The organism is Gordonia zhenghanii (assembly GCF_021738965.1).
GTDB lineage: Bacteria > Actinomycetota > Actinomycetes > Mycobacteriales > Mycobacteriaceae > Gordonia > Gordonia zhenghanii.
In genome coordinates this window covers 281,555-305,312 of record NZ_JAKKOQ010000001.1, presented here as the reverse complement: position 1 = coordinate 305,312, position 23,758 = coordinate 281,555, and the positions used below count along the sequence as shown (strand labels likewise).

Annotated in this window: 19 protein-coding genes and 4 tRNA genes; 17 read left to right on the top strand and 6 right to left on the bottom strand. The window is 66.6% G+C overall.

Features of this window, described 5'->3' with window-relative positions:
* Nucleotides 1-49 precede the first annotated feature (49 nt).
* The 3 genes from dusB to L5G32_RS01285 all read right to left on the bottom strand — a co-directional run bounded on the left by dusB (nt 50) and on the right by L5G32_RS01285 (nt 2,942).
* On the bottom strand, nt 50-1,135 hold the full coding sequence (gene dusB, locus L5G32_RS01295) for a tRNA dihydrouridine synthase DusB (RefSeq protein ID WP_237009615.1): 1,086 nt from the start codon (nt 1,133-1,135) through the stop codon (nt 50-52).
* Between the two features lie 107 nt (nt 1,136-1,242).
* Entirely contained in the window at nt 1,243-2,235 is a 993-nt protein-coding gene (locus L5G32_RS01290; protein ID WP_236997677.1) for an acyl-ACP desaturase, read from the bottom strand.
* 191 nt (nt 2,236-2,426) lie between these two features.
* The gene (locus tag L5G32_RS01285; RefSeq protein WP_237009196.1) at nt 2,427-2,942 is read right to left on the bottom strand and encodes a nuclear transport factor 2 family protein; all 516 of its coding nucleotides are present in this window, start codon (nt 2,940-2,942) and stop codon (nt 2,427-2,429) included.
* A 145-nt stretch (nt 2,943-3,087) separates the two neighbouring features.
* Between L5G32_RS01285 and L5G32_RS01280 the strand changes: the two genes are divergently transcribed.
* The 6 genes from L5G32_RS01280 (at nt 3,088) to L5G32_RS01255 (ending at nt 10,533) form a co-directional block, all read left to right on the top strand.
* Nucleotides 3,088-4,854, top strand: a complete 1,767-nt coding sequence (locus L5G32_RS01280) for a serine/threonine-protein kinase (protein ID WP_237009195.1) — start codon at nt 3,088-3,090, stop codon at nt 4,852-4,854.
* Nucleotides 4,854-5,645, top strand: coding sequence for a hypothetical protein (locus tag L5G32_RS01275; protein WP_237009194.1), 792 nt, complete (start codon nt 4,854-4,856; stop codon nt 5,643-5,645). Before L5G32_RS01280 ends, L5G32_RS01275 begins: the two co-directional genes overlap by 1 nt.
* 121 nt (nt 5,646-5,766) lie before the next feature.
* Nucleotides 5,767-7,353: a hypothetical protein gene (locus L5G32_RS01270; RefSeq protein ID WP_237009193.1), complete on the top strand. Its 1,587-nt coding sequence runs from the start codon at nt 5,767-5,769 to the stop codon at nt 7,351-7,353.
* Between the two features lie 132 nt (nt 7,354-7,485).
* Nucleotides 7,486-8,433: an acyl-ACP desaturase gene (locus L5G32_RS01265; RefSeq protein WP_237009192.1), complete on the top strand. Its 948-nt coding sequence runs from the start codon at nt 7,486-7,488 to the stop codon at nt 8,431-8,433.
* A gap of 185 nt (nt 8,434-8,618) precedes the next feature.
* Complete coding sequence (locus L5G32_RS01260; RefSeq protein ID WP_237009191.1) at nt 8,619-10,049, top strand: WS/DGAT/MGAT family O-acyltransferase; 1,431 nt, start codon at nt 8,619-8,621, stop codon at nt 10,047-10,049.
* A gap of 1 nt (nt 10,050) precedes the next feature.
* Nucleotides 10,051-10,533, top strand: coding sequence for a DUF1877 family protein (locus L5G32_RS01255; protein WP_237009190.1), 483 nt, complete (start codon nt 10,051-10,053; stop codon nt 10,531-10,533).
* 50 nt (nt 10,534-10,583) lie between these two features.
* Here L5G32_RS01255 and L5G32_RS01250 read toward each other — a convergent pair whose 3' ends face one another.
* Nucleotides 10,584-12,623, bottom strand: coding sequence for an NAD(+) synthase (locus L5G32_RS01250; RefSeq protein WP_237009189.1), 2,040 nt, complete (start codon nt 12,621-12,623; stop codon nt 10,584-10,586).
* Nucleotides 12,624-12,689: 66 nt separating this feature from the next.
* Between L5G32_RS01250 and L5G32_RS01245 the strand changes: the two genes are divergently transcribed.
* A complete protein-coding gene (locus L5G32_RS01245; protein WP_237009188.1) occupies nt 12,690-13,232 on the top strand; it encodes a copper resistance CopC family protein in 543 nt (180 codons plus the stop codon).
* A gap of 7 nt (nt 13,233-13,239) precedes the next feature.
* Entirely contained in the window at nt 13,240-14,133 is an 894-nt protein-coding gene (locus L5G32_RS01240; protein ID WP_237009187.1) for a CopD family protein, read from the top strand.
* Between the two features lie 70 nt (nt 14,134-14,203).
* Here L5G32_RS01240 and L5G32_RS01235 read toward each other — a convergent pair whose 3' ends face one another.
* Nucleotides 14,204-15,106 (bottom strand): alpha/beta fold hydrolase, encoded by a 903-nt coding sequence (locus L5G32_RS01235; protein ID WP_237009186.1) that lies wholly within the window; start codon nt 15,104-15,106, stop codon nt 14,204-14,206.
* Nucleotides 15,107-15,188: 82 nt separating this feature from the next.
* Between L5G32_RS01235 and L5G32_RS01230 the strand changes: the two genes are divergently transcribed.
* From L5G32_RS01230 to L5G32_RS01205, 6 genes are all read left to right on the top strand, one after another.
* Entirely contained in the window at nt 15,189-16,136 is a 948-nt protein-coding gene (locus L5G32_RS01230; RefSeq protein ID WP_237009185.1) for an alpha/beta fold hydrolase, read from the top strand.
* A gap of 88 nt (nt 16,137-16,224) precedes the next feature.
* Nucleotides 16,225-16,297: transfer RNA gene (locus L5G32_RS01225), tRNA-Lys, on the top strand.
* Between the two features lie 210 nt (nt 16,298-16,507).
* Nucleotides 16,508-16,580 (top strand) — tRNA-Glu (locus L5G32_RS01220).
* Nucleotides 16,581-16,666: 86 nt separating this feature from the next.
* Nucleotides 16,667-16,740 (top strand) — tRNA-Asp (locus L5G32_RS01215).
* Between the two features lie 33 nt (nt 16,741-16,773).
* Nucleotides 16,774-16,847 (top strand) — tRNA-Phe (locus tag L5G32_RS01210).
* A gap of 171 nt (nt 16,848-17,018) precedes the next feature.
* Nucleotides 17,019-19,727 carry a Pumilio-family RNA binding repeat-containing protein gene (locus L5G32_RS01205; RefSeq protein ID WP_237009184.1) on the top strand — a complete coding sequence of 903 codons (2,709 nt, stop codon included), beginning with the start codon at nt 17,019-17,021 and terminating at the stop codon, nt 19,725-19,727.
* 25 nt (nt 19,728-19,752) lie between these two features.
* On the opposite strand, the gene L5G32_RS01200 is transcribed toward L5G32_RS01205, so the two are convergent.
* A complete protein-coding gene (locus tag L5G32_RS01200; protein ID WP_237009183.1) occupies nt 19,753-20,355 on the bottom strand; it encodes an NUDIX hydrolase in 603 nt (200 codons plus the stop codon).
* Between the two features lie 137 nt (nt 20,356-20,492).
* Here L5G32_RS01200 and L5G32_RS01195 point away from each other — a divergent pair, with 137 nt between their 5' ends.
* The 3 genes from L5G32_RS01195 (at nt 20,493) to L5G32_RS01185 (ending at nt 23,756) form a co-directional block, all read left to right on the top strand.
* Complete coding sequence (locus tag L5G32_RS01195; protein WP_237009182.1) at nt 20,493-21,041, top strand: YceI family protein; 549 nt, start codon at nt 20,493-20,495, stop codon at nt 21,039-21,041.
* Between the two features lie 97 nt (nt 21,042-21,138).
* On the top strand, nt 21,139-22,860 hold the full coding sequence (locus tag L5G32_RS01190; RefSeq protein ID WP_237009181.1) for an adenylate/guanylate cyclase domain-containing protein: 1,722 nt from the start codon (nt 21,139-21,141) through the stop codon (nt 22,858-22,860).
* A gap of 14 nt (nt 22,861-22,874) precedes the next feature.
* Nucleotides 22,875-23,756, top strand: coding sequence for an oxidoreductase (locus L5G32_RS01185; protein ID WP_237009180.1), 882 nt, complete (start codon nt 22,875-22,877; stop codon nt 23,754-23,756).
* Nucleotides 23,757-23,758 lie beyond the last annotated feature (2 nt).

The following is a 23,758-nucleotide window of genomic DNA, read 5'->3' as shown; positions in this document are numbered from 1 at the left end:
TAGAGGCCCGACCTGAAAGTTTAATGATGGACGTGCCGTCGCGGCGGGCTCAGCCGCCCGAGTGCATGATCTCGGCGCCTTCGGGCACGATGTCTTCTTCTGGGTCGTCGAGCCAGCCGTCGGGCAGTGCGACGGAGGCGGCCGATCCTTGGCGGCCGCGCGGGCCGTGAGCGTCCTCGGGGAACGGGGTGTCGGCGGGCAGTCCGTCGATGAGTCGCTGCAGGTCGTCGAGGGTTTTCACGAGCGACAACTGCGAACGCAGGTCGGAGCCTGCCGGGAACCCGCGTAGGTACCAGGCGATGTGCTTGCGGATCTCACGCATGCCTTTGTCTTCGCCGTGGTGTGCGGCGAGGAGCGAACCGTGGCGCAGCATGATCTGGCCCACTTCGCCGAGGTTCGGGGGGACGGGGGCGTCGAGGCCGCGCAGTCGTGCGGACAGTTCGGCGAACAGCCACGGCCTGCCGAGGCATCCGCGGCCGATGACGACGCCGTCGCATCCGGTCTGCTCCATCATGGCGACCGCGTCGTCGGCTTCGAAGATGTCGCCGTTGCCGAGGACCGGAACGGACGTCACGTGTTCTTTGAGTCGGGCGATCTCGTCCCACACGGCGGTGCCCGAGTAGCGCTGGGAGGCGGTCCGTGCGTGAAGGGCGACGGCTTGCGCGCCTTCTTCGGCGGCGATGTGTCCGGCGTCGAGATGCGTGTGGTGGTCGTCGTCGATCCCGATACGGAATTTGACGGTCACCGGGATGTCAGTGCCCTCGGTGGCCTTCACGGCCGCAGCGACGATGTTGCGGAACAGTCGACGCTTGTACGGGATGGCGGAGCCGCCGCCGCGACGCGTCACCTTGGGGACGGGGCAGCCGAAGTTCATGTCGATGTGGTCGGCGAGGTTCTCGTCGACGATCATCTTGGCCGCCTGGTACGTGTACTCCGGGTCGACCGTGTAGAGCTGCATCGACCGCGGCGTCTCGCTCGGATCGAACGTCGTCATGTGCATGGTGACGGGGTGGCGTTCGACGAGTGCGCGGGCGGTCACCATCTCGCAGACGTACAGACCGGAGACCGTGCCGGTGCGCTGCGCTTCGAGTTCACGGCACAGGACGCGGAACGCCACGTTGGTGACGCCTGCCATCGGCGCGAGGACGACCGGGCTGGCGAGTTCGATCGGGCCGATACGCAACGGATCCCGACCGGTCAGAAAGTCCGGTCGGGATTCGGTGGCATCGAGTGTCGCGGTGTTCAGGATGCCTTCTTCTCGCGCTTGGCTGCCTCTCGGGCCAGGGCGCGGTCGCGCATCTCTTCGAACCGCGTCGCATCCTTGTCGAGCTGGTCGAGGAACGTGGCGAGTTCCTCGCGCGTCTTCTCGCCAGCGGGGGAGAAGTCGTTGCGCTCGAAGACGTTCCACTTGCGCAGGACCGGCTGGATCACTTCTTCGAGGTGCTGGCGCAGATCGTAGATGCCGTGCTTGGCCATGAGAACGCCGTGGCGACGGAAGTTCGGCATGCCTGCACCGGGCATCTGGAAGTTGGTGACGATGTCGGTGACGGCGCGCAGCGTCTGGTCGGGCGAGATGTCCATGCCTGCACCGCAGATGTTGCGGTAGAAGATCATGTGCAGGTTCTCGTCGGCGGCGATGCGCTGCAGCATCCGGTCGGCGATCGGGTCGTTGCACGCCTTGCCTGTGTTGCGGTGGCTGACGCGGGTCGCGAGCTCCTGGAAGGTCACGTATGCGACCGAGTGGAGTAGACCGATCTCTTCGCCGTTGGCCAGCATTTCGTCGGCGCGGTCGGCGGCGGCGAGGATCGGGTCGTACCCGTTGGTCATGTGGATCATGCGCGCCTCTTCGAGCGCGTTGGGGTCGACGCCGCGCGTGACGACGAGGTAGTCGCGCATGGCGATGCCGTGGCGGTTCTCCTCGGCAGTCCAGCGGCCGACCCAGTGGCCCCACGCGGAGTCCATGGAGAAGTTGTCGGCGATCACCCGGTGGTACGACGGCAGGTTGTCCTCGGTCAGGAGGTTGGTGATCATCGCGGCCTTGGCGACCTCGTCGAGCTTGGACTGCTCGGGGTCGTAGTCGACGCCGCCGAGAGCTGCGAAGTTCTGGCCGTCGTCCCACGGAACGTAGTCGTGCGGGTTCCAGTCGCGGGCGGTCTTGAGGTGCCGATTGACGTTGTCCTCGGCGACCGTTTCGAGTTCCCGGAGGAGCTCGATCTGAGTCAGTTCGCGTGCCATCGGTGAAAATTCCTCCGGTCGGTTCTGCATGCGGCTTATCGGGTGTGAGTCGGCTCGCTTGCGGTCGACGTGCACTTATATCCCTTCAGGCTACGTCAGTTGGGCAGTGGTCCCAAGTTCATCGCCACCAGTTTTGTCGCGCATCACAACCGCGTTGTTACTCAACCGTAGGTTTACGGTGGTCGCGTGGGCTATCTCCGCCGCGCGAACATCTTCCCGGTGGTCTCCATCCACTGACGGGCATCGTCGTCGAGCGTGCCGAGTTCGGCGGCGCGGTCGCACCACTTGCGAGCCATGAGGCCGAACTTCATCGGGTTGTAGACGTCCTCCTCGCGGCTCCACAGGCCGTCGCCTGCGTAGGTGAGGATCGTGATGTTGGTTGCGGTGAACGCCGAGCCGTCGCCGGGGTCGCGCATCGGGTTGTCGACCTCGCAGATCACCCGACCGGTGGACGGGTCGGTGACGTGCCACAGCGACGGGTACCCGGTCATGTGGCTGCCGGGGAACTCGGTCATCGTCTTGTTGATCCAGACGCGGATCTCGTCGCGTCCGTGCATGGTGCCGTATGCGTGTTCGATGTAGTCGGCGTCTTCGGTGAACTGGTCGGCCCACACGTCCCAGTCCCGATGCTCGGCCACTTCGGCGACGGTCTTCTGGAACTGGGCGAACGCCGCATCGAGTTCTCGGGCGCTGAACGAATCGGTCATGAGGGCCGATGGTAGGGGAGTTGGAAGCAAAGTGGAACACGTTCCAGTTTTCGGTCCGACGCCGTAGCTTCGCCCCTAGCGCGGGTCATTCACCCGACCTGCGTGCAATCGGGTGGTTGGGTGGCCTACCGGTAGCATGCGGCGCATGTTCGAAGTCGGAGACGAGGTCGCGGGGTATCGCGTCGAAGCCGTGCTCGGAGCGGGCGGCATGGGCGAGGTGTACCGAGTCCGGCACCCCCGGCTCCCGCGCAGTGACGCGATGAAAGTGCTGCGCTCGGCGCACGCCAGCGACCCCGTCGTTCGTGCGCGCTTCGAGCGGGAAGCCGATCTTGTCGCGCCACTGGTCCACCCCAATCTCGTCCGTGTCTACGACCGCGGCGCGCTGAACGACGTCCTGTGGATCGCGATGGAGTTGGTGCCCGGCACCGATGCGTCGAAGATCGTCAAGCAGTCGCCGGGCGGGCTCGACGCGCGGCTGGTCGCGAACGTCGTCGACGGGGTCGCCGCGGGTCTCGACGTGGCGCACCGCTTCGGAGTGCTGCACCGCGACGTGAAGCCTGCCAACATCCTGATCACCCCCGGCCAGGATCCGATCCTCCCCGGCGCGGTGAAAGTCACCGACTTCGGTATCGCGCAGGCGCTCGGCGACGCCGCCGGCGAGCTCACCAGCACCGGTACGACGGTCGGCACCATGCGGTACTGCTCGCCCGAACAGATCGACGGTCGCGCCGTCGACGGTCGGACCGACCTGTACTCGTTGGCCGCGACGACCTTCGAACTCCTGACCGGCAGTTCGCCGTACGACTCGACGAGCATTCAGGGACTGATGACGGCGCACATGTTCGCCGAGCCGCCTCGCGCCAGCGAACGGAACCGGAGTCTGTCACCCGCCGTCGACGCGGTGCTCGCCGTCGGACTCGCCAAAGATCCGACCCAGCGACCGCCGTCGTGCCTGGCGTTCGCGCAGGCGCTGCGTACCGCACTGTTCACCGGGCGGGGCCCGGTGGTCCCGCCGTCGTTCGCGAACACGCCGGGGGCGCCCGTGCGCAACACCGCGACCGGCGCTTTCGGGCCGGACGCCGGGCAGCCGTCTCCGCAGAATTCTGCCGCGGCGCCGTGGTATCGGCGTGTTCCGGTCGTCGCCTCGGCGGCGGTCGTGCTTGCGGCAGCGGTCGGCATCGGCGGCGGCTTCGCGTGGGCGTCCGGCGGCGGACTCGGGACGCCGACGGGAGTGCAGGTCGACGCGACGGCGAAGGGCGTCGAGATGTCGTGGGACGGCGTCCCCGGCGCCAGCGAATATCTCATCAAAGAAGACGACGAGGTGATCAGGACCGTGAGCGACACCTCGTTCACCTACACGACGCCGTTCCCCGGCGAGCACACGTATTCGGTCGCCGCGCGCAGCACGACCAAGGGAGGATCGGACTTCTCCTCATCCGACCCGGTCGACGTGAGTCTCACCTGGGGCGTACTCGGCGACGTCGCCGCGATGTATCCGCAACTGCTGCCCGCGACACCAGTGAGCACCGGCGGATTCGACGGTCTGGAGTGTCGAGCGGAAGGGCCGAGGGCCTCCGATCGGCGGCCGGCCGCCAGCATCCTCTGTACTAAGGACGGCGATTCGGGCGCGACGGAATACCAAGTCCGGATCTTCGTCTACCCCGACCACGACACCGCGAGTCTGGGCGCGACCGGTCGGACCCCGATCCGCGACGACACCGAGTACACCATGAAGTCGGCGCAGAACCGCACAGGCATGATCCACACGGGTGCCGAGGACGGCGAGTCGCGGTCGGTGTTCACGTTCGACGAAGACGACGGCCCGCATTCTCGGACCTTCGTCGAGGTGGCCTATCCGGGGACCAAGAGTACGAAGCAGGCTCGCGATCTTCTGGGGAGGCTTCCGTTCTGATGTCTGATCACAACGGCCCTCGGCGGGTCTGGTGGGCGATCGCGGGACTGGCCGTCGTCGTCTTCCTCGTATGCCTGTTCGCCGTCCGTTTCACAGTCGGCGGATCTGGAGCGGTGGACGCGCCGTCGGGACTGACGACGTCGGCGGACGCCAAGGGCGTGAAGATCGCGTGGACCGGTGTGTCCGGCGCCGACGGTTACCAGGTGCTCCGCGACGACGCGGTCGTCGTCTACGACGGAGACTCGACCACGTACGTCGACGACGAGGCGCAGGCAGGAAAGCACCGTTACACAGTGCGCGCGGTCTCTGGCGGCGTCGTGTCGGCGTCGAGCTCGGCGAGCGAAGTGACCGCCGGATCCAGTTGGGGTGTGTACGCCCCGTTCGTCAAGCAGTTCCCTGATCTGCTGCCGCAGGCCCCGGACCTGACCGGCTGGAAGAGCATCGAGTGCGGGTGGACGCTCTACGGGTTCAGTGACGAGATCGGCCGGGCCGACGACGGAAGCGGCGACGTCTTGTCGCGTGCTCGAATCGCGTGCGACAGCGACGAACTCGTGCTGTCGGTCGCGTGGCTCGACTCGACCCAGGCCACCGACACCGTCTTCGCCGCCGCGTCGCGACGTCCCGGGATCGAAGCCGTGAAGTGGCGGTTCGGTACCGGCTACTACGACGGAGCCAAGCACGTCGTCCACCTGCGGCCCGAGAACCATGCGGACACATGGATCGGAATCGGTGCACCGGATGCGACCAAGGACCAGTTGCTCGAACTCGCGAACTCCATGCCGCTGGAGTAGATCGGCTTGCCGGTGGTCGGGTCCACCGACCGAATGGACCGAATCGTTCGGGTGCGGGCCGACCGTGCGAGTATCGATCCGAAGCTGACCGCGACCTTGATCAGGTGGGGAGAACCGATCCGTGCGTAAGAACCTTGTAGCCGCAGGCGGAGCCGCAGCAGCGGTGATCGTGGTGCTGGCCGTGACGTTGTCCGGGGTCCTCGCCCCGTCGTCGGACGGGACAGCCGTCCCCGACGAGCAGATGCAGGCATTGCAGGGACTCGTGAAGGCGTCGACCTCCCTGGCCGACGCCCCGGCGGTGAAGTACAACGGCACGATCACCTCGAAGCTCGACAGCGGCAGTGTCAAGATCAAGGCCACCGACCTGACTGTCACTGCGGCGGGCGACGTGCACGGCGACATCAGCATGGAGGGCAACGGCAGCGCCGAGTGGCTGCAGATCGCCGGACAGACCTACGCTCGCGGCGACAAGGAGTTCTGGCAGAAGCGGCCCGGAGAGAAGCAGCCCGCAGGAGTGTTCACCGAGGAGTCGCCGACCGGTAAGTGGGTGGCCGTCGACGAGGCCACCCTCGGTATCGACCTCCGCGACGCACTGCGCCCGGCCCGACTCGGAGCGGTCCTCCGCCAGCAGGACACCAGCCTCGGCGGCACCGAAGTGAAAGGCACCCCGCTCGCTCGCGGCAGTGAGACTCCGGACCGTCGGGTCAACAACGGCGTCGATCCCGTCGGAGTATCCGAGGTCGAGGTCGAAGACGCGGACGGCGGCGTCGAAGGCGTCCGCCGCTACCAGGCGACCGCGATGACCGTCGGCGTCGACGACGACGGGGCCGCGGTCGCGGTGCGCGGACCGCTCGGCAAGGGCTTCGGCGGCGATCTGGCGATGGCCTCAGCCGATCTGACGGTGTCGCCGGTCGACGACGCCGGGATCCGTGACTTCTACTCGACTGCGAAGGGCCTGGTGCAGACGGGGAAGCTCGGTTCGCGCGAGATCGTCGTCGCCGATCCCGACGGCGGTCTCGACTGCGGCGGTTCCCGCTGCGTCGTCACCTACAACCTGTCGAACACGACGCCCGGTCTGGCGCGGGGCACGGTCGACGTCGCTCTCACCTCGTCGATGACCTCGAATGGCCGCGATATCGGCAAGTGTGATGCGAAGGGAACGATGCCGGTCAACGGCCGCGGCCGAGTGACCTGTTCGGTGCGGTTCCCGGAGAACGCCGACGTCAACTCGTCGTCGCGCATGACCGTCACCGTCAACGGCGAAGTCGATCCTGCGGTGCTCGACGCCGCAGCGAAGACGGGCATCACCGTCAGCGAGTCGGCCAAGGGCTGGGCCATGACCGCGCCCAAGGCCACCGAGGAAGCGCGACGGTTCAATCACCAGATCGCGCTCGTCCCGTCCGGTTACGTCTACAAAGTCGGCGACTTCGCCTTCGACGGTCGGGAGAAGGACGGAACCCTGCTCCTGACATACGGCCCCGGATACGACGCGCACGTCGGATCGAACGGTGCACTCGACGCCGGATGGGCGGGAACCCAGCAGTTGGCGGCGCAGGCGCGAGACGCGCGAGCTGCGGCAGGCGACAAGCCTGTTCGCATGGTGTTCGCCGAAGCGCGCACCGCCGATGCGGTACGGGGACTCCTCGCGGCCGACAACGTCCAGAACGTCGAAGTCGTCACCGTCCCGCTCTACGCAGACTCGCTTTAGGTGTGACTCGCGGTAAGATCAGCGGACACAACCCCCATCGCAGAAGTTGCAACGTCAGTAGTTGCAACCAGAACTCAACTATCCTATTGTGCGGTGGGTCACAGGCCTACTATTTCAGGAGGCATCAGCCCCGTGCCCGACCTCACTCAAGTCCAGCTCCTCACCGAACTGGAGCCGGCAGCCGAAGCCGAACTGAACCGTCACCTGTCGCTCACGCGTGACTGGCATCCCCACGACTACGTGCCGTGGGACGAGGGCCGCAACTTCGCGGCGATGGGCGGCGAAGACTGGGACCCCGAGCAGTCTCGGCTGGACCCGGTCGCCAAGGCGGCGATGACCCTCAACCTCCTGACCGAGGACAACCTGCCGTCGTACCACCGTGAGATCACCGAGTACTTCTCGCCCGACGGTGCCTGGGGGACCTGGGTCGGCCGGTGGACGGCCGAGGAGAACCGGCACGGCATCGTGATGCGCGACTACCTCGTCGTCACGCGCGGCGTCGACCCCGTCGCCCTCGAGAACGACCGCATGGCCAACATGACCAAGGGCGCGCACTCGGACGACCTGAACGGCCTCATGCGCGGTGTCGCCTACGTCGCCGTCCAGGAACTCGGCACCCGCGTCAGCCACAAGAACACGGGCAAGGCGTGCAACGACCCCGTCGCCGACCGGATGCTGCAGCGCATCGCGGCCGACGAGAACCTGCACATGATCTTCTACCGCAACATCTGTGCCGCCGCGCTCGACCTCGCGCCGGACCAGGCGATGGAAGCGATCGCAGGCGTCGTCAGCAACTTCGACATGCCGGGCATCGGCATGCCGAACTTCCGCCGGATGAGCCTGACGATGGCCAAGCACGGCATCTACGACATCCGCCAGCACCTCGACGACGTCGTGTGGCCGATCATGCGCAAGTGGAAGATCTTCGAGCGCAACGACTTCACCGCGCGAGGCGAGCAGGCCCGCGAGGAACTCGCCGCGTACCTCGAGAAGACCGAGGTCGACGCCAAGCGGTTCGAAGAGCAGCGCGACCGATTCCTGGCACGCGAAGCCGCCAAGAAGGAGAAGGCCAGCGTCTGACGCAGACCTTCAGCTGATCAGCGTCGACGCGCCCCCGCCATGCCGGCGGGGGCGCGTCGCGTTTCGCAGTCCGTGACCGCCGCATTCTGTGCCGGTGCGCGGGTCTATTGTGAGGGCTGTGGTTGCTGTGGCTGGGCCAGCACGCGGCCTAATGTGAAAGACGCACGAGGACAGAGGTTTGTGGCATGGAGCGATTGAGTGGGCTTGACGCCTCATTCCTATATTTGGAGACGTCGTCGCAGGTGATGAACGTCGCCACGATCCTCCAACTCGACCCGTCCACGGTTCCCGGCGGCTACAGCTTCGCCGCGATGCGCGCCGAGATGGCTCGACGCGTCACTGCGCTCCCATCGCTTCGGCGCAAGCTCGCCGACTCGCTCACCAACGTCGACCACCCGGTGTGGATCGAAGACGACGACTTCCGCATCGAACGCCACGTCCACCGCATTGCGGTGCCGTCGCCCGGCCGCGTCGAAGAACTCGCGCAGGCCTGCAGCCACTTGATCGGGCAGGTGCTCGACCGCAAGAAGCCGCTGTGGGACATCTGGATCCTCGAAGGCATGGCGGGCGGCAAGATCGCGCTGATGCTCCGGATGCACCACGCATGCGTCGACGGCGCGACAGTCGCCGACCTCCTCGGCGAACTCGCCACCGCAACACCCGAACCGCCCGAACTCGATCCCGAACGTGTCGCGACCACCGCGGGCGCGGCGTCCCGCCGCGATCTCGCAGTCGGCGGCGCGGTCAATTTCTTCCTGCAGCGTCCCGTCGCCGCTCTCAAACTCGTCCCGAAGACGGTGCCGGTTCCGTTCGAATGGTTCCGTCGCGTCCGAAGCGGCCAGGGAATGCCCGCTCCGTTCCTCGCGCCGCACACGAGATTCAACGCACCGTTGTCGTCTCGTCGCTCCATCGCGCTGACGCAGCTCCCGATAGCCGACGTGAAACGCGTGAAGGACCACTTCGGCGTCAAGATGAACGACATCGTCCTCGCCATGGCCGGTGGAGCCCTCCGCGAATACCTCCAAGCGCACAACGAACTGCCGGACGCCCCGCTCGTCGGACTCGTGCCGGTCTCGGTGCGCGGCGCCGAAGAGAAGGACCTGGTCGAGTCCGGCACCAACAAGGTGAACGGCATGTTCACTCGGCTTCCGTCGAACGTCGCCGACCCGCTCGAGCGGATTCGCGTGGCGCGCGAGTACGCGACCCTGTCGAAGGCGCACTTCCACGAGATCGACGACAACATCTTGCGATCGTTCGCCGAGTTCGCGCCCGGGAACTCGATGGGCGCGATAATGCGCCTGTACGGCGACCGGCGCGTCGCGGCGCTCCACCCGCCGGTCTTCAACGCGATCATCTCCAACGTCGCCGGACCGTCGTCTGAGATGTACATGCTCGGCGGGCGCGTGGAATCGGTGTATCCGCTCGCCCCGATCTTCCACGGGCTCGGGCTCAACATGACCGTGTTCTCGGCCGGGACCGAACTCAACGTCGGGTTGTTGACCTGCACCGATCTCGCGAGCGACATCTCGGCGATGGCGCGAGCGTTCCACGACCAACTCGCGTTGCTGCTCGACGCAGTCGACCGCGGCGAGACGCTCGACGTGTCGGAGGGCTGACGTGGGAGTGCTCGCCGTCTACGCGGGCGTGCCCGTCGGTCTCGCCGACCGGTTGGGCGACGTCGACCCCGACGACGCGGTCAGTTACGTCGAGAGCGTGCTCGCGGCCGGCGCGCCGTCCGTCGACATCGACACCGCGTGGGACGGTCTGCACTTCCTCCTGGCGGGCGCGCCCGCTGCTGAGCCGATCGAAGACGACCCGCTCAGCGAGGCGGTGGTCGGTGTGTATGCCTTCGAGAGCGACGAACTCGTGGGAGTGACCCCGCACGACGACCTGTCGCGGATCATCGCCGCACTCGACGCTGTGGACGTCGACGCACTCGTCGGGGCCGCCGACTTCGCTGCCTTCACCGCCGCCGAGGTGTACCCGGACGATTGGACCGACCGCCCCGCGGAACGCCTGCGCACCGCGTTCGCGGACGTCCTGAACATGCACCGCCTGTGCCAGGCCGACGGTCTGGACCTGCTCGTCTCGATCTACTGACGGAGCGTTAGCGAGGGTCGCTCGACCGGCAGAGGGTCGCTCGACCGGGCTCAGTCGTCGCCGCGCAACTCGTGGAGCCAGGCGGTCGACGGGGCGTCGGACGGGGAGCGCCAGTCGCCGCGCGGGGAGAGCGAGCCGCCGGAGCCGATCTTCGGTCCGTTCGGCATCGCCGTCCGTTTGAACTGGTTGGCCATGAACCGCTTCAAGAACACTTCGAGCCATGTGGCGATGGTCGCGTCGTCGTACTCGTTGCGCTGCGCGTCGGTCAGCATGTCCGACCACGGGCCCCGCGTCTTGTCTCCCCACGCCTGACGGGCCAGGTAAGCGACCTTCGACGGCCGGTAACCGAAACGGGTCAGGTGGTAGAGGAAGAAGTCGTGCAGCTCGTAGGGGCCGACGGTGTCTTCGGTGCTCTGCACATTGCCGTCCGCGTCAGCCGGAACGAGCTCGGGGGAGATGACGTCGTCGACGATCTCGCGCAGCGCTCCGACCGTCGCATCCGGGTAGCCGCCGGTCGTGATCTTCCACCGGATCAAGTGCTGGATCAGGGTCTTGGGCACCGAGCCGTTCACGTTGTAGTGCGACATCTGGTCGCCGACCCCGTACGTGCACCAGCCGAGCGCGAGCTCAGACAGGTCGCCCGTGCCGAGGACGATGCCGCCCAAGTAGTTCGCCAGCCGGAACAGGTGCGAGGTCCGTTCGCCTGCCTGCACGTTCTCGAAGGTGACGTCGTAGACGGGTTCGCCGTCGGAGAACGGGTGTCCGAGATCGGTGAGCATCTGGATGCACGACGGCCGGATGTCCAACTCGTTTCCGGTGACGCCGAGCGAGTCCATCAGGACGTGGCTGCGGGCGAGCGTCGCGTCGCCGGTCGCGAATCCGGGCATCGTGTACGCGTGGATGTCCGAGCGGGGGAGTCCGAGCAGGTCGAAGGCCGCCGTGGCGACGAGCAGCGCGAGCGTCGAGTCGAGACCGCCGGAGACGCCGATGATGATCTTGCGGATGCCGGTGGCGTTCAACCGCCCGACCAGACCCTGCACCTGGATGTCGAGGACTTCACGGCACCGCTCATCGCGATCGGCGACACCGGTCGGAACGAACGGGAACCGCGCTACGGTGCGACGCAGATCGTCGACGCTGCTCCCGGAGACGAATTCGGCAGGGTCCAACTCGAACGGGATGCGTCGGAGTTCACGCGCCCGGTCGGCGAAGTCGCCGACCTGGTCGCGCATGCTGATCATGCGAGATCGCTCTTGGCGGATCCGGTCGAGATCGACGTCGGCGACGACGAGTTGCGCGTCTGTCCGGAACGTCTCCGACCGGGCCAGGATCGCGCCGTTCTCGGCGATCAACGCGTCGCCGTCCCACGCGAGATCAGTGGTCGACTCCCCGAATCCGGACGCCACATACACGTGGGCCGCGACGTTGCGCGCCGAATGACTCGCCGCGAGCGAACGCCGGTACTCCTCCTTGCCGACGGTCACCGGGCTGCCGGACACGTTGACGAGCAGAGTCGCGCCCGCGAGCGCCGCCCACGTGCTCGGCGGGATCGGCACCCAACCGTCCTCGCACACCTCGACGTGGAAGCGCAGGCCGGGCAGGTCGACCGCTTCGAAGATGAGGTCGGCGCCGAACGGGACTTCATGGTCGCCGAGCGTGACGGTGTCGACGACGGCGTCGCGGGCCGCCGCGAAGTACCGCTGCTCGTAGAACTCGCGGTAGTTCGGCAGATACGACTTCGGAGCCACCCCGAGCACCCGGCCGTCGTGGACGACGACCGCGCAGTTGTAGAGGGCATCGTCGATCCGCAGCGGGGCGCCGACGAGCACGACCGGCGAGTACCTCCGCGTCGCCTCGACGACCGCCATGAGCGCGTCCATCACGGCGTCGAGGAGCGCGTCCTGCTGAACGAGGTCGTCGACGCTGTATCCGCACAGACCCAGTTCGGGGAACGCCACGAGCGCGGAGCCCTCGTCGTGGGCGCGCGCCAGAAGAGCGATGGTGCGGGCCGCGTTCTCCGCGGGATCGGCGAGAGCGACAGGGGGAACGGCGGCCGCGATGCGGGCGAAACCATGTGAGTAGACCGACACACGTACAGGGTAGTGGGCGTGCAACGATGGACCCATCTGGCAATCCTTTCCAGGCAGGGAGTTCTGATGTTCCGGTTGTTCACCAAGTCGACGGCGATCGCCGTCGTCGTCGCTGTCGTCGCGCTGCTCGGCGGGTTCTTCGCGGGCCCGGCGTCGGCACATTCGGCGCGGACCGGAGCGTCACCCGAAGACGGTGCGTCGCTCGACACCGCACCCGATCGGGTGACGTTGACGTTCAACGAAGACCTGCAGACGGCGTACGCGACCCTCAAGGTCGTCGGCCCGGACGGCCACTTCTGGCAGAAGGGCGAGCCGACTGTCGACGGTCGTGACATCTCGGTCCCGATCGACGGGCTCGGCCCCGCGGGCGAGTACAAGGTCAACTTCCGGGTCACGTCGGCCGACGGGCACCCCGTTCAAGGCCAGACGACCTTCACCCTCACCACGGCAGGCGAGGGCACGCCCGGAGCAGTGGTGCCCGAGGACTATGAGACTCCGTCGGAGAGTGAAGGCGGCGTAAAGGCTTGGTACATCATCGTTCCGATCGTCGTGGTGGTCCTGTTGGTCGGTGCAGGCCTCGCATTCGTCCTGGTGCGTCGCCGCAGTTGATCCCCGGATGACCCGTCGCCGCGCACTCGTCGCCGCAGCAGCGGTGCTCGCCGTGGTCGTCGGGGTGGCACTCGCGTGGCTCCTCGCGCGCCCGGAGCCGTCCGCCTGGGCGGACGGACTGTCCATCACCGCCGTCAGCCTGCTGTTCGGGCTCGGCATGCTCGGCCTCGTGGACGCCGAACCGTCCCCGGACGCGGTGGCCGTCGTCGCCGCGGTCTGGGGTGCGACATCGCTCGTCGCGGCGTGGCTGCAAGTGGCGCAACGCGTCGGCGTCAGCGCATTCGAGGTCGGAGTCGGCGACTTCACCACCGGCGTCGAGTCCGGACTCCCGATCGTCGTCTGTGTGCTCGGATCCCTCTCCGTCCTCGCCTGGGCCTGGTGGACGTCCCGCGGGTCGACGCAGATCAACGCCTACGTGGTCGCCGCGATCGCCGCCGTCGGCATCCTCGTCACATCTGTCACCGGACACGCGGGACAGTCGTCGTGGGTGCCGCTCGTCGTCGGCGCGCACGCGCTCGCCGCAGCGTGGTGGATCGGATCTCTCGGCGCATTGGTCCTGACGGTCCGCGGACGCGGCGGATGGGCGCGGTCGTTGCCTGCGTTCTCCGAGCGTGCGCTCGGAGTCGTCGCCGTCCTCACGGTGACCGGCGTGGTCGCGGCCGTCGCCCGCATCGGGGTCGGATCCCAATGGTGGGACACCGGTTACGGTCGGATCCTCGTCGCCAAGATCGTCCTCCTCGCCGCCGCCGCGGCACTCGCGCGATGGCACCGCACGGCGTGGCTCGCGAAGGCCCGTCGCCACGGCGTCGACGAAGCGACGTCCATCCGCAACGCCGGAATCGAAGTGGCGCTGCTGTCGGTCGTCCTCGGGCTGGCTGCCGCACTCGCGACGACGGGGTAGAGGTCTCGACTCCGCTCGACCAGCGGGGGGCCGCTCGAGGTCTCGACTCCGCTCGACCGGCGAATAGAGATCAGTCCCAGGCGTCGAGGAGGGTGTCGATGATCTCGAGGGACCAGTTCAGGCCGCTCAGGTGGCTCTGGCCGGGCAGCGTGTGCAGCGTGGCGTCGGGGAGCAGAGAGACCATGTGGACGCCGTGCTCGTACGGCACGATGTTGTCGGCGTCGCCGTGCCACCACTCGATCGTGGCCTGGACGTCGGCGACGCGGAATCCCCAGTCGCGGACGAACAACTGCAGGTCGGCGAACGGCGCGTCCATGCGTCGACTGCCGCCGTGCAGGAGATCGTCCAAGAACATCGCGCGGAACTCCGGGCGCGCCAACAGTTCACGGTCGGCTTCGGGGGAGAAGCGCGCGTACACGCCGATCGCCGGATCGGCGATCGGTCGAGCCACGGACAGGGCCGTGCTCAGCGCCTTGCCGATCGGCTTGCCTGCGACGTCGATCAGTCCGACAGCGTGCTTGGCCAACCCCATGGCGCCGCCGTCGATGGCCTCTGGACCGTTCACCGGGGCGACGCCGCCGACGATCCCGGTCGATACCACTCGGTCGGCGAGTACGTGCGAGACGGCGAGCGAGTAGGGGCCGCCGCCCGACAGCCCGATCACTGAGAATCGGTCGGCGCCGAGCGTGTTCAACACCGTCTGGAAGTCATGTGCGAAGTCGGCGATCGAGTCGTACGAGTGCGCTGTGGACGAGCCCACTCCGGGGCGGTCGAGGCCGATCAAGCGGAAGCCTCGCGTCTCCGCGTACTCGCGTGCTTCCGTGGGGATCTGGCGACGGGCACCGGGGGTGCCGTGGAGCCACACGATGGTCGGGCCGTCGGGGGAGCCGAACTCGGAGAAACCGATGCGCCGGCGACGATTGTCGCCGACGGCGATCGAGCCTTCGAGTTTCGGGCGGTCGATAGGGATCACGACGGCACAGTATGTCAGATCGACGTCACATCTGATACGAATTCACAGATTCGTCCAAGCCGGCAGGTGTAGTTTCGTCTCCATGACCGAACCAACCGCGCAGACCGGCGATCACTCGCCAACCGGCGGTACGCGTCTTCGTGACGCAGCCGTGAACGGATTGGGCACCGTCCGACGAGCTGCACGCCACGCCGCCAAGCCGTACCCGGTCCGAGACCTGCCCGACGGCCGGTCCCTCGAACTGCCTGGGCGCGGAACCACGTACATCACCGAGTCCGGGCCCGCTGACGCGCCGACGGTATTTCTGCTGCACGGAGTCAGCACCTCCGGGCTGCTGTGCTGGTATCCGTCGATTCCCGCGCTCAACCGTGACTTCCACGTCGTGACCATCGACCACCGGTGGCACGGCCGAGGCATCCGCTCTGCCGACTTCTCCCTCGACGACTGCGCCGACGACGTCGTCGCCGTCGCCGACCAACTCGGCATCGACCGCTTCACGGCTGCCGGTTTCTCGATGGGCGGCGGCATCGCGCAACTCGCCTGGCAGCGTCACCGCGACCGAGTCGGCGCACTCGTCCTGTGCTCGACGGGACCGTTCTTCTCGAGCCTCGACCCGGAACGGCTCGCCGCAGAGGAACGAATCGGGAAAGCGCTCAAGGTCGTCGACAAGGTGCTCCCGACACCGGCAGCCGAACGACTCGACGACTGGCAGGGCAACCACATTCGGTGGGCGTTCGCGCAGATGACGTCCACCAACCTCGGCGACCAAGGCGAGTTCGCCGGCGCGATGGCCCGGTTCGATTCGCGGCCGTGGCTGTCCGAGATCGACGTGCCGACAGCCGTCGTGGTGTCCACGCGCGACAAGATCGTCCAGCCCGAACGCCAGCAGTTGCTCGTCGACGGAATCCCCGGCGCCCGCCGGTTCGACGTCGACGGCGGTCACGCCTGCTGCGTGCTCGGAGCCGAAGACTTCCTTCCGCCTCTCGTCGAAGCGGTCGGCGCAGTGGCCGGGGTCGAGTCAGCGCGCTGACAGGTGATGGCGGCGCTCCTCGCGCGAGTGGGTGATTCCGGGCCGCTACGACCGGTATGTAAGGTAGAAGCGCTGCATTGAGCGGCATGCCCCTATAGCTCAGTTGGTAGAGCTACGGACTTTTAATCCGCAGGTCGCAGGTTCGAGCCCTGCTGGGGGCACTGGGAGAGCTCCCGTCGACGTCCGTCGCGGGGGCTCTTGTCGGTTGTGGGGCAGGGGTCTCGACTCCGCTCGACCAGCATTGAGGCTCGACCGGCGGAGGAGGTCGACCGGCGGACGATGGGGTTGAAAACAGTAACTGACCACGCGATTTGTGTTTTACGAACCACGTGCCATAAAGTTGTCCTCGCTCCCAGCGGGAACAAGCACCGGCCCCCTTCGTCTAGCGGCCTAGGACGCCGCCCTTTCAAGGCGGTAGCGCGGGTTCGAATCCCGTAGGGGGTACGCAGATCGACTCACATCGAGAAGCTCCACACCTGATTCGGTGAACAGGAGCTGATCGGCTAAGGTCGAGACGCACAATTTAATATGGCCCTGTGGCGCAGTTGGTTAGCGCGCCGCCCTGTCACGGCGGAGGTCGCGGGTTCGAGTCCCGTCAGGGTCGCTTGAGGTTCGGTTTCGGTACCGACACTTCTCTGGCCAGGTAGCTCAGTTGGTACGAGCGTCCGCCTGAAAAGCGGAAGGTCGTCGGTTCGATCCCGACTCTGGCCACGCAAAACCCCCTGCTCAGGCAGGGGGTTTTTGCGTTGGACCGGGGCGGGCGACCCGAAGGCCGCAGGCCACCTATTGTGGACTTGGAGTCGTGCCGCGTGGCGCGGCGTGGAAAACTCGTCCTTGTGGAAGCGTTGTCCGCAGAGGTGGAACCCGGTTCGAGGAGTGGTGATGGCTGAAGGCGACGACAGGGACATGACGAGCCCGGACATGATGAACCCTCCGCTGGAGGTCGTTGACAATGTCGTCGAGCGTGGATACACCGTCGAGAGGCTCGTCGAAGAGCCCGTCGAGACGGTGATCGACAAGCCCATCACGCTCGAGCGAATCGTCGAACGCCTCGTCGTCGACACGGTGGACGTCGTCGTCGACCGCCCGGCCACCGTCTCCCGGCTCGTCGAGAAGCCGGTCGTCACCGTCGTCGATGACGTGGTCGACAAGCCCGTCGACGTCAAGCGCATCGTCGAGCGTCCCGTGGTCACCGTCGAGGACGACCTGACCGACAAGCCGGTCAGCATTCCCCGCCTCGTCGAGAAGCCCGTCATCAGCATCGTCGACGACATCGTCGAGCGCCCCGTCGACGTCGAACGCGTCGTCGAGCACCCCATCGTCACCGTCGTGGACAAGGCCGTCGACAAGGCCGTCGAAGTCCCGCGCGTCGTCGAACAGCCGTCGGTCACGATGACCGACGAAATCGTCGACAAGCCCGTCGAACTCGTCCGGCGCGTCGAGAAGCCGATCGTCACGGTGGTCGACGAGGTCGTCGAGACCCCGGTCGAACTGCCGCGCATGGTGGAGAAGCCGGTCGTCACCGTCGTCGACGAGATCGTCGAGACCCCGGTCGAACTGCCGCGCATGGTCGAGAAGTCGGTCGTCACCGTGGTCGACGAGATCGTCGACAAGCCCGTCGAACTCCCGCGCCTCGTCGAACGGCCGGTCGTGACCGTCGTCGACGACATCCAAGAGACGATGATCGAGATCGAGCGACTCGTCGAGAAGCCGATCGTGACCGTTCTCGACCAGATCGCCGACAAGCCGGTGGAGATCCAGCGGCTCGTCGAGCGACTCATCGTCACCGTCGTCGACGAAGTCATCGAACGGCCCGCTGAGGTCGAGCGCGTGATCGAGAAGCTCATCGTCGACATCACCGACAAGATCGTCGACAAGCCCGTCACCGTGGAACGCATGGTGGAGAAGCCGATCGTCACCCTCGTCGACAAGATCGTCGAAGTCCCGGTCGAGTCGATCGTCGAGAAGGTCATCGAGAAGCCGGTCGAGAAGGTCATCGAAGTGACCGTCGAGAAGCCGGTCGAGAAGATCATCGAGCACGTCATCGAGGTCCCGGTCGAGAAGAACGTCTACACGACGGTCGAGAAGGAGATCGAGGTCCCCGTCGAAGAGGTGATCTACAAGACCGTCGAGAAGCCGGTCGAGAAGATCATCGAGGTGATCGTCGAGAAGCCGGTCATCAAGGTCGTCGAGGTACCGCGCGACGTGGTCGTCGAGCGACTCGTCGACAAGCCGATCGAGAAGACCGTCGACCACGTCATCGAACGCATCGTCGAGAAGCCGAACGTCATCGAGAAGGTCATCGAACAGCCCGTCGACAAGGTCGTCGAGCGGATCGTCGAGACCCCGAACGTCGTCGAGAAGGTCGTCGAGAAGCCTGTCGATCATGTCGTCGAGCGGGTCGTGGAGAAGCCGAACGTCGTCGAGGAAGTCGTCGAGAAGCCCATCGACCGGGTCATCGAGCGGATCGTCGAACAGCCCAACGTGATCGAGAAGATCGTCGAGAAGTCGGTCGATCGTGAGATCGAGCGGATCGTCGAGAAGCCGAACGTGATCGAGAAGGTCGTCGAGAAGGACGTCGATCATGTCGTCGAGCGGATCGTCGAGAAGCCGAACGTCGTCGAGAAGATCGTCGAGGAGATCGTCGATCATGTCGTCGAGCGGGTGGTCGAGAAGCCGAACGTGATCGAGAAGGTCATCGAGAAGGACGTCGACCACGAAGTGGAGCGCGTCGTCGAGAAGCCCAACGTCATCGAGAACGTCGTCGAGAAACCGGTGGACCACGTCGTCGACAAGATCGTCGAAGTCCCCAACGTCATCGAGCAGGTCGTCGAGAAGCCGGTCGATCACATCGTCGACAAACTCCTCGAGATCCCCAACGTGATCGAGCAGATCATCGAGAAGCCCGTCGAGCGGATCGTCGAGAAGATCGTCGAACGTCCCAACGTCGTCGAGAAAGTCGTGGAGAAGTCCGTCGATCACATCGTCGAGCGGATCGTGGAGAAGCCGAACGTCGTCGAGATGGTCGTCGATAAGCCCGTCGATCACGTCGTCGAGAAGATCGTCGAACGTCCGGAGATCGTCGAGAAGGTCGTCGACAAGCCGGTCTACCGCGAATTCGAGAAGCTCGTTCAGACGCCGATCCTCGTCGAGAAGGTGATCGAGAAACAGATCAACATCGTCTCCGAGCGCATCGTCGAGAAGCCGGTCGAGCACCTCGTCGAGAAGGTCGTCGAACGCCCCGTCTACCGCGAGGTCGAGAAGATCATCGAGAAGCCGATCGAGAAGATCGTCGAGGTGATCGTCGAGAAGCCGGTGATCGTTCGCAAGGTCGTCGAACGAGAGGTGGAGCGAGTCCTCGAAGAGGGCAGCGAGACGCGCACCGTGACCCACGACGCGAGGCAGGCGCCCGAGGTCGAAGCGCAGTACCTCGAGTCCGCGGCCACCGGCAGTCACAGCTGGATCGACGCGGGGACCGGCGAGCATCCCGAGAGCGACTCCATCGGCTTCGAGACGCCCGAGAGCATGCCTCGCGACCGCGTCGAGCCGCAGTACCAGACCCGTCGCGCGCGGCACCGCTCCGCCGACTGAACCTGCTCGATCGGCGAGCGCTGCGCTACCGCCAGGCGAACAGCGGCTGATCGTAGGCCGCGACGCGGACCGGTTCGTCGCGCAGCGCGACGGCCGCGAACTGGAACAGGACGGCGGCGGTCGGGGCGTGGATGCGCCTGCCGATCAACGGCAACGACATCACCGGTCGCTCCGACTCGGGGATCGACTCGAACAGCGGTTCTGCGTGGGCCAGTTCCTCGAGGTCGATCAGGAAGACGTGCTCCACCTCGTCGGGGTTCGGCGCGGGATCCACCTCGTCGTCCATCCAGGCCACCGTCGGCGTCATGACGAAGCCCGAGCGCGTGCGGTAGTCGTCCAGATCGCCGAGGATCGCATCGGCGCCGAGCGCGATGCCCATCTCTTCGTGAAGCTCACGCAGACCCGCTTCATGGTGGGTCTCGGCGTCGTCGAGCCGTCCGCCGGGGAGCGCGAACTGGGCCGCGTGGCGATTCATCCGGGCGGGCCTGCGGGTGAGCCAGACACCGCGTCGACCGTCGTGCGGCGCCATCACCACCATCACCGACGCCGCCCGCATGCCCTCGTCGAGCGACAATCGCCGGACGTCGAACGCGTCGAGTCGGGTCTGGACGTCAGCACGGGTGAGCATGCCTCTCATGTTATCCCGGTCACATCAGGAAGAAACCGGACCGTGGTCCGGTTATCCTCTGTGTAGACGGTCGGACACAGCAGGCCGCAGGCAAACAGACGACGACGGCACGAAGCCGCCGAGAAGGAGGATCTCCCATGAGCATCACCCCCGCAGAACTGACCGCAGGCACCTGGACCATCGACCCGGTCCACTCGCAGGTCGGATTCACCGTTCGCCACCTGATGGTCTCGAAGGTCCGCGGCGTGTTCGGCGCCTTCACCGGAGCCATCGAGATCGGCGAAGACGGCACGCCCAGCGTGAAGGCCGAGATCGACGTGACCTCGATCAGCACCGGAAACGATCAGCGTGACCAGCACATCCGCTCGGCAGACTTCTTCGACGCCGAGAACTTCCCGAACGCGACCTTCGTCTCGACCTCGGTCGAGTCCGACGGTGACGACTACCTCGTCCACGGCGACTTCACGCTGCACGGCGTCACCAAGCCGGTGACCCTGAAGATGGAGTTCAACGGCGTGAACCCCGGAATGGGCCAGGGCCCGGTCGCGGGCTTCGACGCCAAGACCGTCATCAACCGCAAGGACTTCGGCATCGACATCGAGATGCCCCTCGAGACCGGCGGCTCGGTCGTCGGCGACAAGATCACCATCACGCTCGAGATCGAAGCAGGCAAGGCCGAGGCCTGATCTAGGCTCCTCGTCGTCGCCGGTTGCCGCGACGCACATTCACCTCCCGGTTCCCAGGTAGTCTCAGTGAGATTCGCCGAACCGGGAGGTGATGTGCATGCGAGGGCGACACCGCGCGACCGCACATCGCATAGCCGACTGGATCGACGCCCGCACCAGTCCGGAGTCGGTCGTCGGGCTCGGCGGCAGCGGCCGCTCGCGCGGGGACGCTGAACTCCTCGAGCTCGACACCCAGACACGACGGTCGTTCGCCAGACGGGGAATGTTCGTCGGCGGTGTGATCGTCGCGGGCGCCAAAATCCTGATCGGCATCGAGACGTTCGTCGCCGTGCTCCTGACGTTCAACGGCGGGCGACTCGACCTGTACACCGATTCCGCCTACCGGCCGCTCATGGGGACGGTGCTCGCGTCGCTCGTGCTCGGGACACTGACGAGCGTCGTCGCGTCGTTCGTCTTCCTGACTCCGCAGTTCCGCTGGTTCATCAGCGTCGGACCCACCGAGCCCGCCGACGACAGGCGACGCGACGCGATCCGCGCTATTCCTCGACGGCTCGTGCTCGCCGACGCCTTCGGATGGGCGGTGGCCTTCGGCGTCTACGCGCTGGTCTCGGACGTACGCCTGGTCTTCGTCCTGGCGGTGGCCGGAGCCTTCGGGCTCGCCGCGGTCACGTCCGGATGTCTGACGTATCTGTTCGCCGAGAGCGCGGCACGTCCGCTCGCGGCGCTGGCGCTGCGCGGATCGTCGGTCGACGGCGTCATGCACGGCGTCCGCGAACGCATGGTCGTCGTGTGGGTCGTGTCGTCGGCGGTGCCGATGGTCGGCCTCATCTTGATGAACGTCGGCCGCGGACTCGGCTGGGTTCCGCCCGCCGCGGGATCCATCGACTGGGCGACGATCCTGTTGGCCGTCATCTCGTTGACCTCCGGCGCCCGGGTCGTCGGCCTGGTGAACCGCGCCATCGCCGATCCGCTCGACGACATGCGCGAAGTGGTCGAAGCGACGCGGGGCGGCGACCTGCGTCGGCGAGTCGCCGTGTACGACTCTTCCGAACTCGGCGTTCTGCAGGCCGGACTCAACTCGATGCTCGACGGCCTCGCCGAGCGCGAACGCATGCGCGACATCTTCTCCCGACACGTCGGCGACGGCGTCGCCCAGCTGGCATTGGAACAGGACGGCGAACTCGTCGGCACCAACACCGACGTCGCCGTCATCTTCGTCGACATCACCGGATCCACCGCATTCGCCGCCGACCGGGACCCTCGCGAGACGGCCGTCGTCTTGAACGCCTTCTTCTCGATCGTCGCCGACATCGTCCACCGCCACGGCGGCTTCATCAACAAGTTCGAGGGCGACGCCGCGCTCATCGTCTTCGGTGCGCCCGCAGCCCTCGAAGACCCTGCGCTGCAGGCGTTGTCGGCAGCACGAGAACTCGGAGCGGAACTGAGCGAGAAGCTTCCCCTCGAATGGGGGATGGGCGTCGCGTTCGGCAGCGTGTTCGCGGGCAATATCGGTGCGCGGACTCGCTACGAGTACACGGTGATCGGCGACGCGGTGAACGAGTCGGCCCGCCTGTCCGATCTCGCCAAGATCGGCTACTCGCCGGTGTATGCGAGTCGAGTGGCGATCGAGGCCGCGGCCGACCACGAGAGCGAGCTCTGGCAGCGGGTGGACCGCCAAGTGCTACGGGGCCGTGCACACGTCACCGAGATCCATGCGCCCGTCGGGCTGTTGACGAGACCGGCCCCGCCGTCGCTCGGGAGCGTGCTGGCAGACTTGGTCAAGTTCGCGCGCCCCGGTGAGCGCACGGCGAAACCGTAGGAGAGGCAGGCTCAGTGGTCGCGAAGTGGGACGCGAGCGACATTCCGCCGCAGAACGGCCGTCGGTACATCGTCACCGGAGCCAACAGCGGGTTGGGCGCAGCCACGGCGAGAGCGCTGGCCGCAGCGGGTGCGCGGGTGACGTTGGCGTGCCGGAACCAGGAGACGGCGAACGCGGTGGCGCGCGACATCGGTCCCGCGGCGACCGTGGCTCGGCTCGACCTCTCCGATCTGGCGTCCGTGCGTGAGTTCGCGGACAGCGTCGACGAGGCGGACGTCCTGGTCAACAATGCCGGCGTGATGGCGGTCCCGTTCCGGCGCACCGTCGACGGCTTCGAGATGCAGATGGGCACCAATCATCTCGGTCACTTCGTCCTCACCTCGTTGCTCCTCCCGAAGGTGACCGACCGGGTCGTGGTCGTCTCGTCGCTCATGCAGTACGGGTCGCGGAAACGGTTCGACGACGTGAACTGGGAGCGCCGGACCTACAACCGGTGGGAGGCCTACGGCGACTCCAAGCTGGCGAACCTCGCCTTCGCGCGGGAACTCGCGCGTCGTCTGAGGGCGGCGGGGTCGAGGAAGCGCGCCGTGATCGCGCATCCGGGCTACGCCTCCACCAGTCTCACCGGCAAGTCGCAGACGAGGTTCGACGCCGTGATGGATCTGGCGACCTGGCTTCGGGTCGGTCAGCCTGCCGAGCGCGGAGCCCTCCCGACGTTGTATGCGGCGACGATGCCCGATGTGCGCAACGGCGACTTCTACGGCCCGAACGGCCCCGGCGGCTTCCGTGGCTATCCGACGAAGGCTCGGGTGCGCCGCGCTGCCGACGACCAGGGTCTGCGGGATCTGCTGTGGGCCGAGTCCGAGCGGCTGACCGGAGAGGTGTTCGAGGTCTAGTG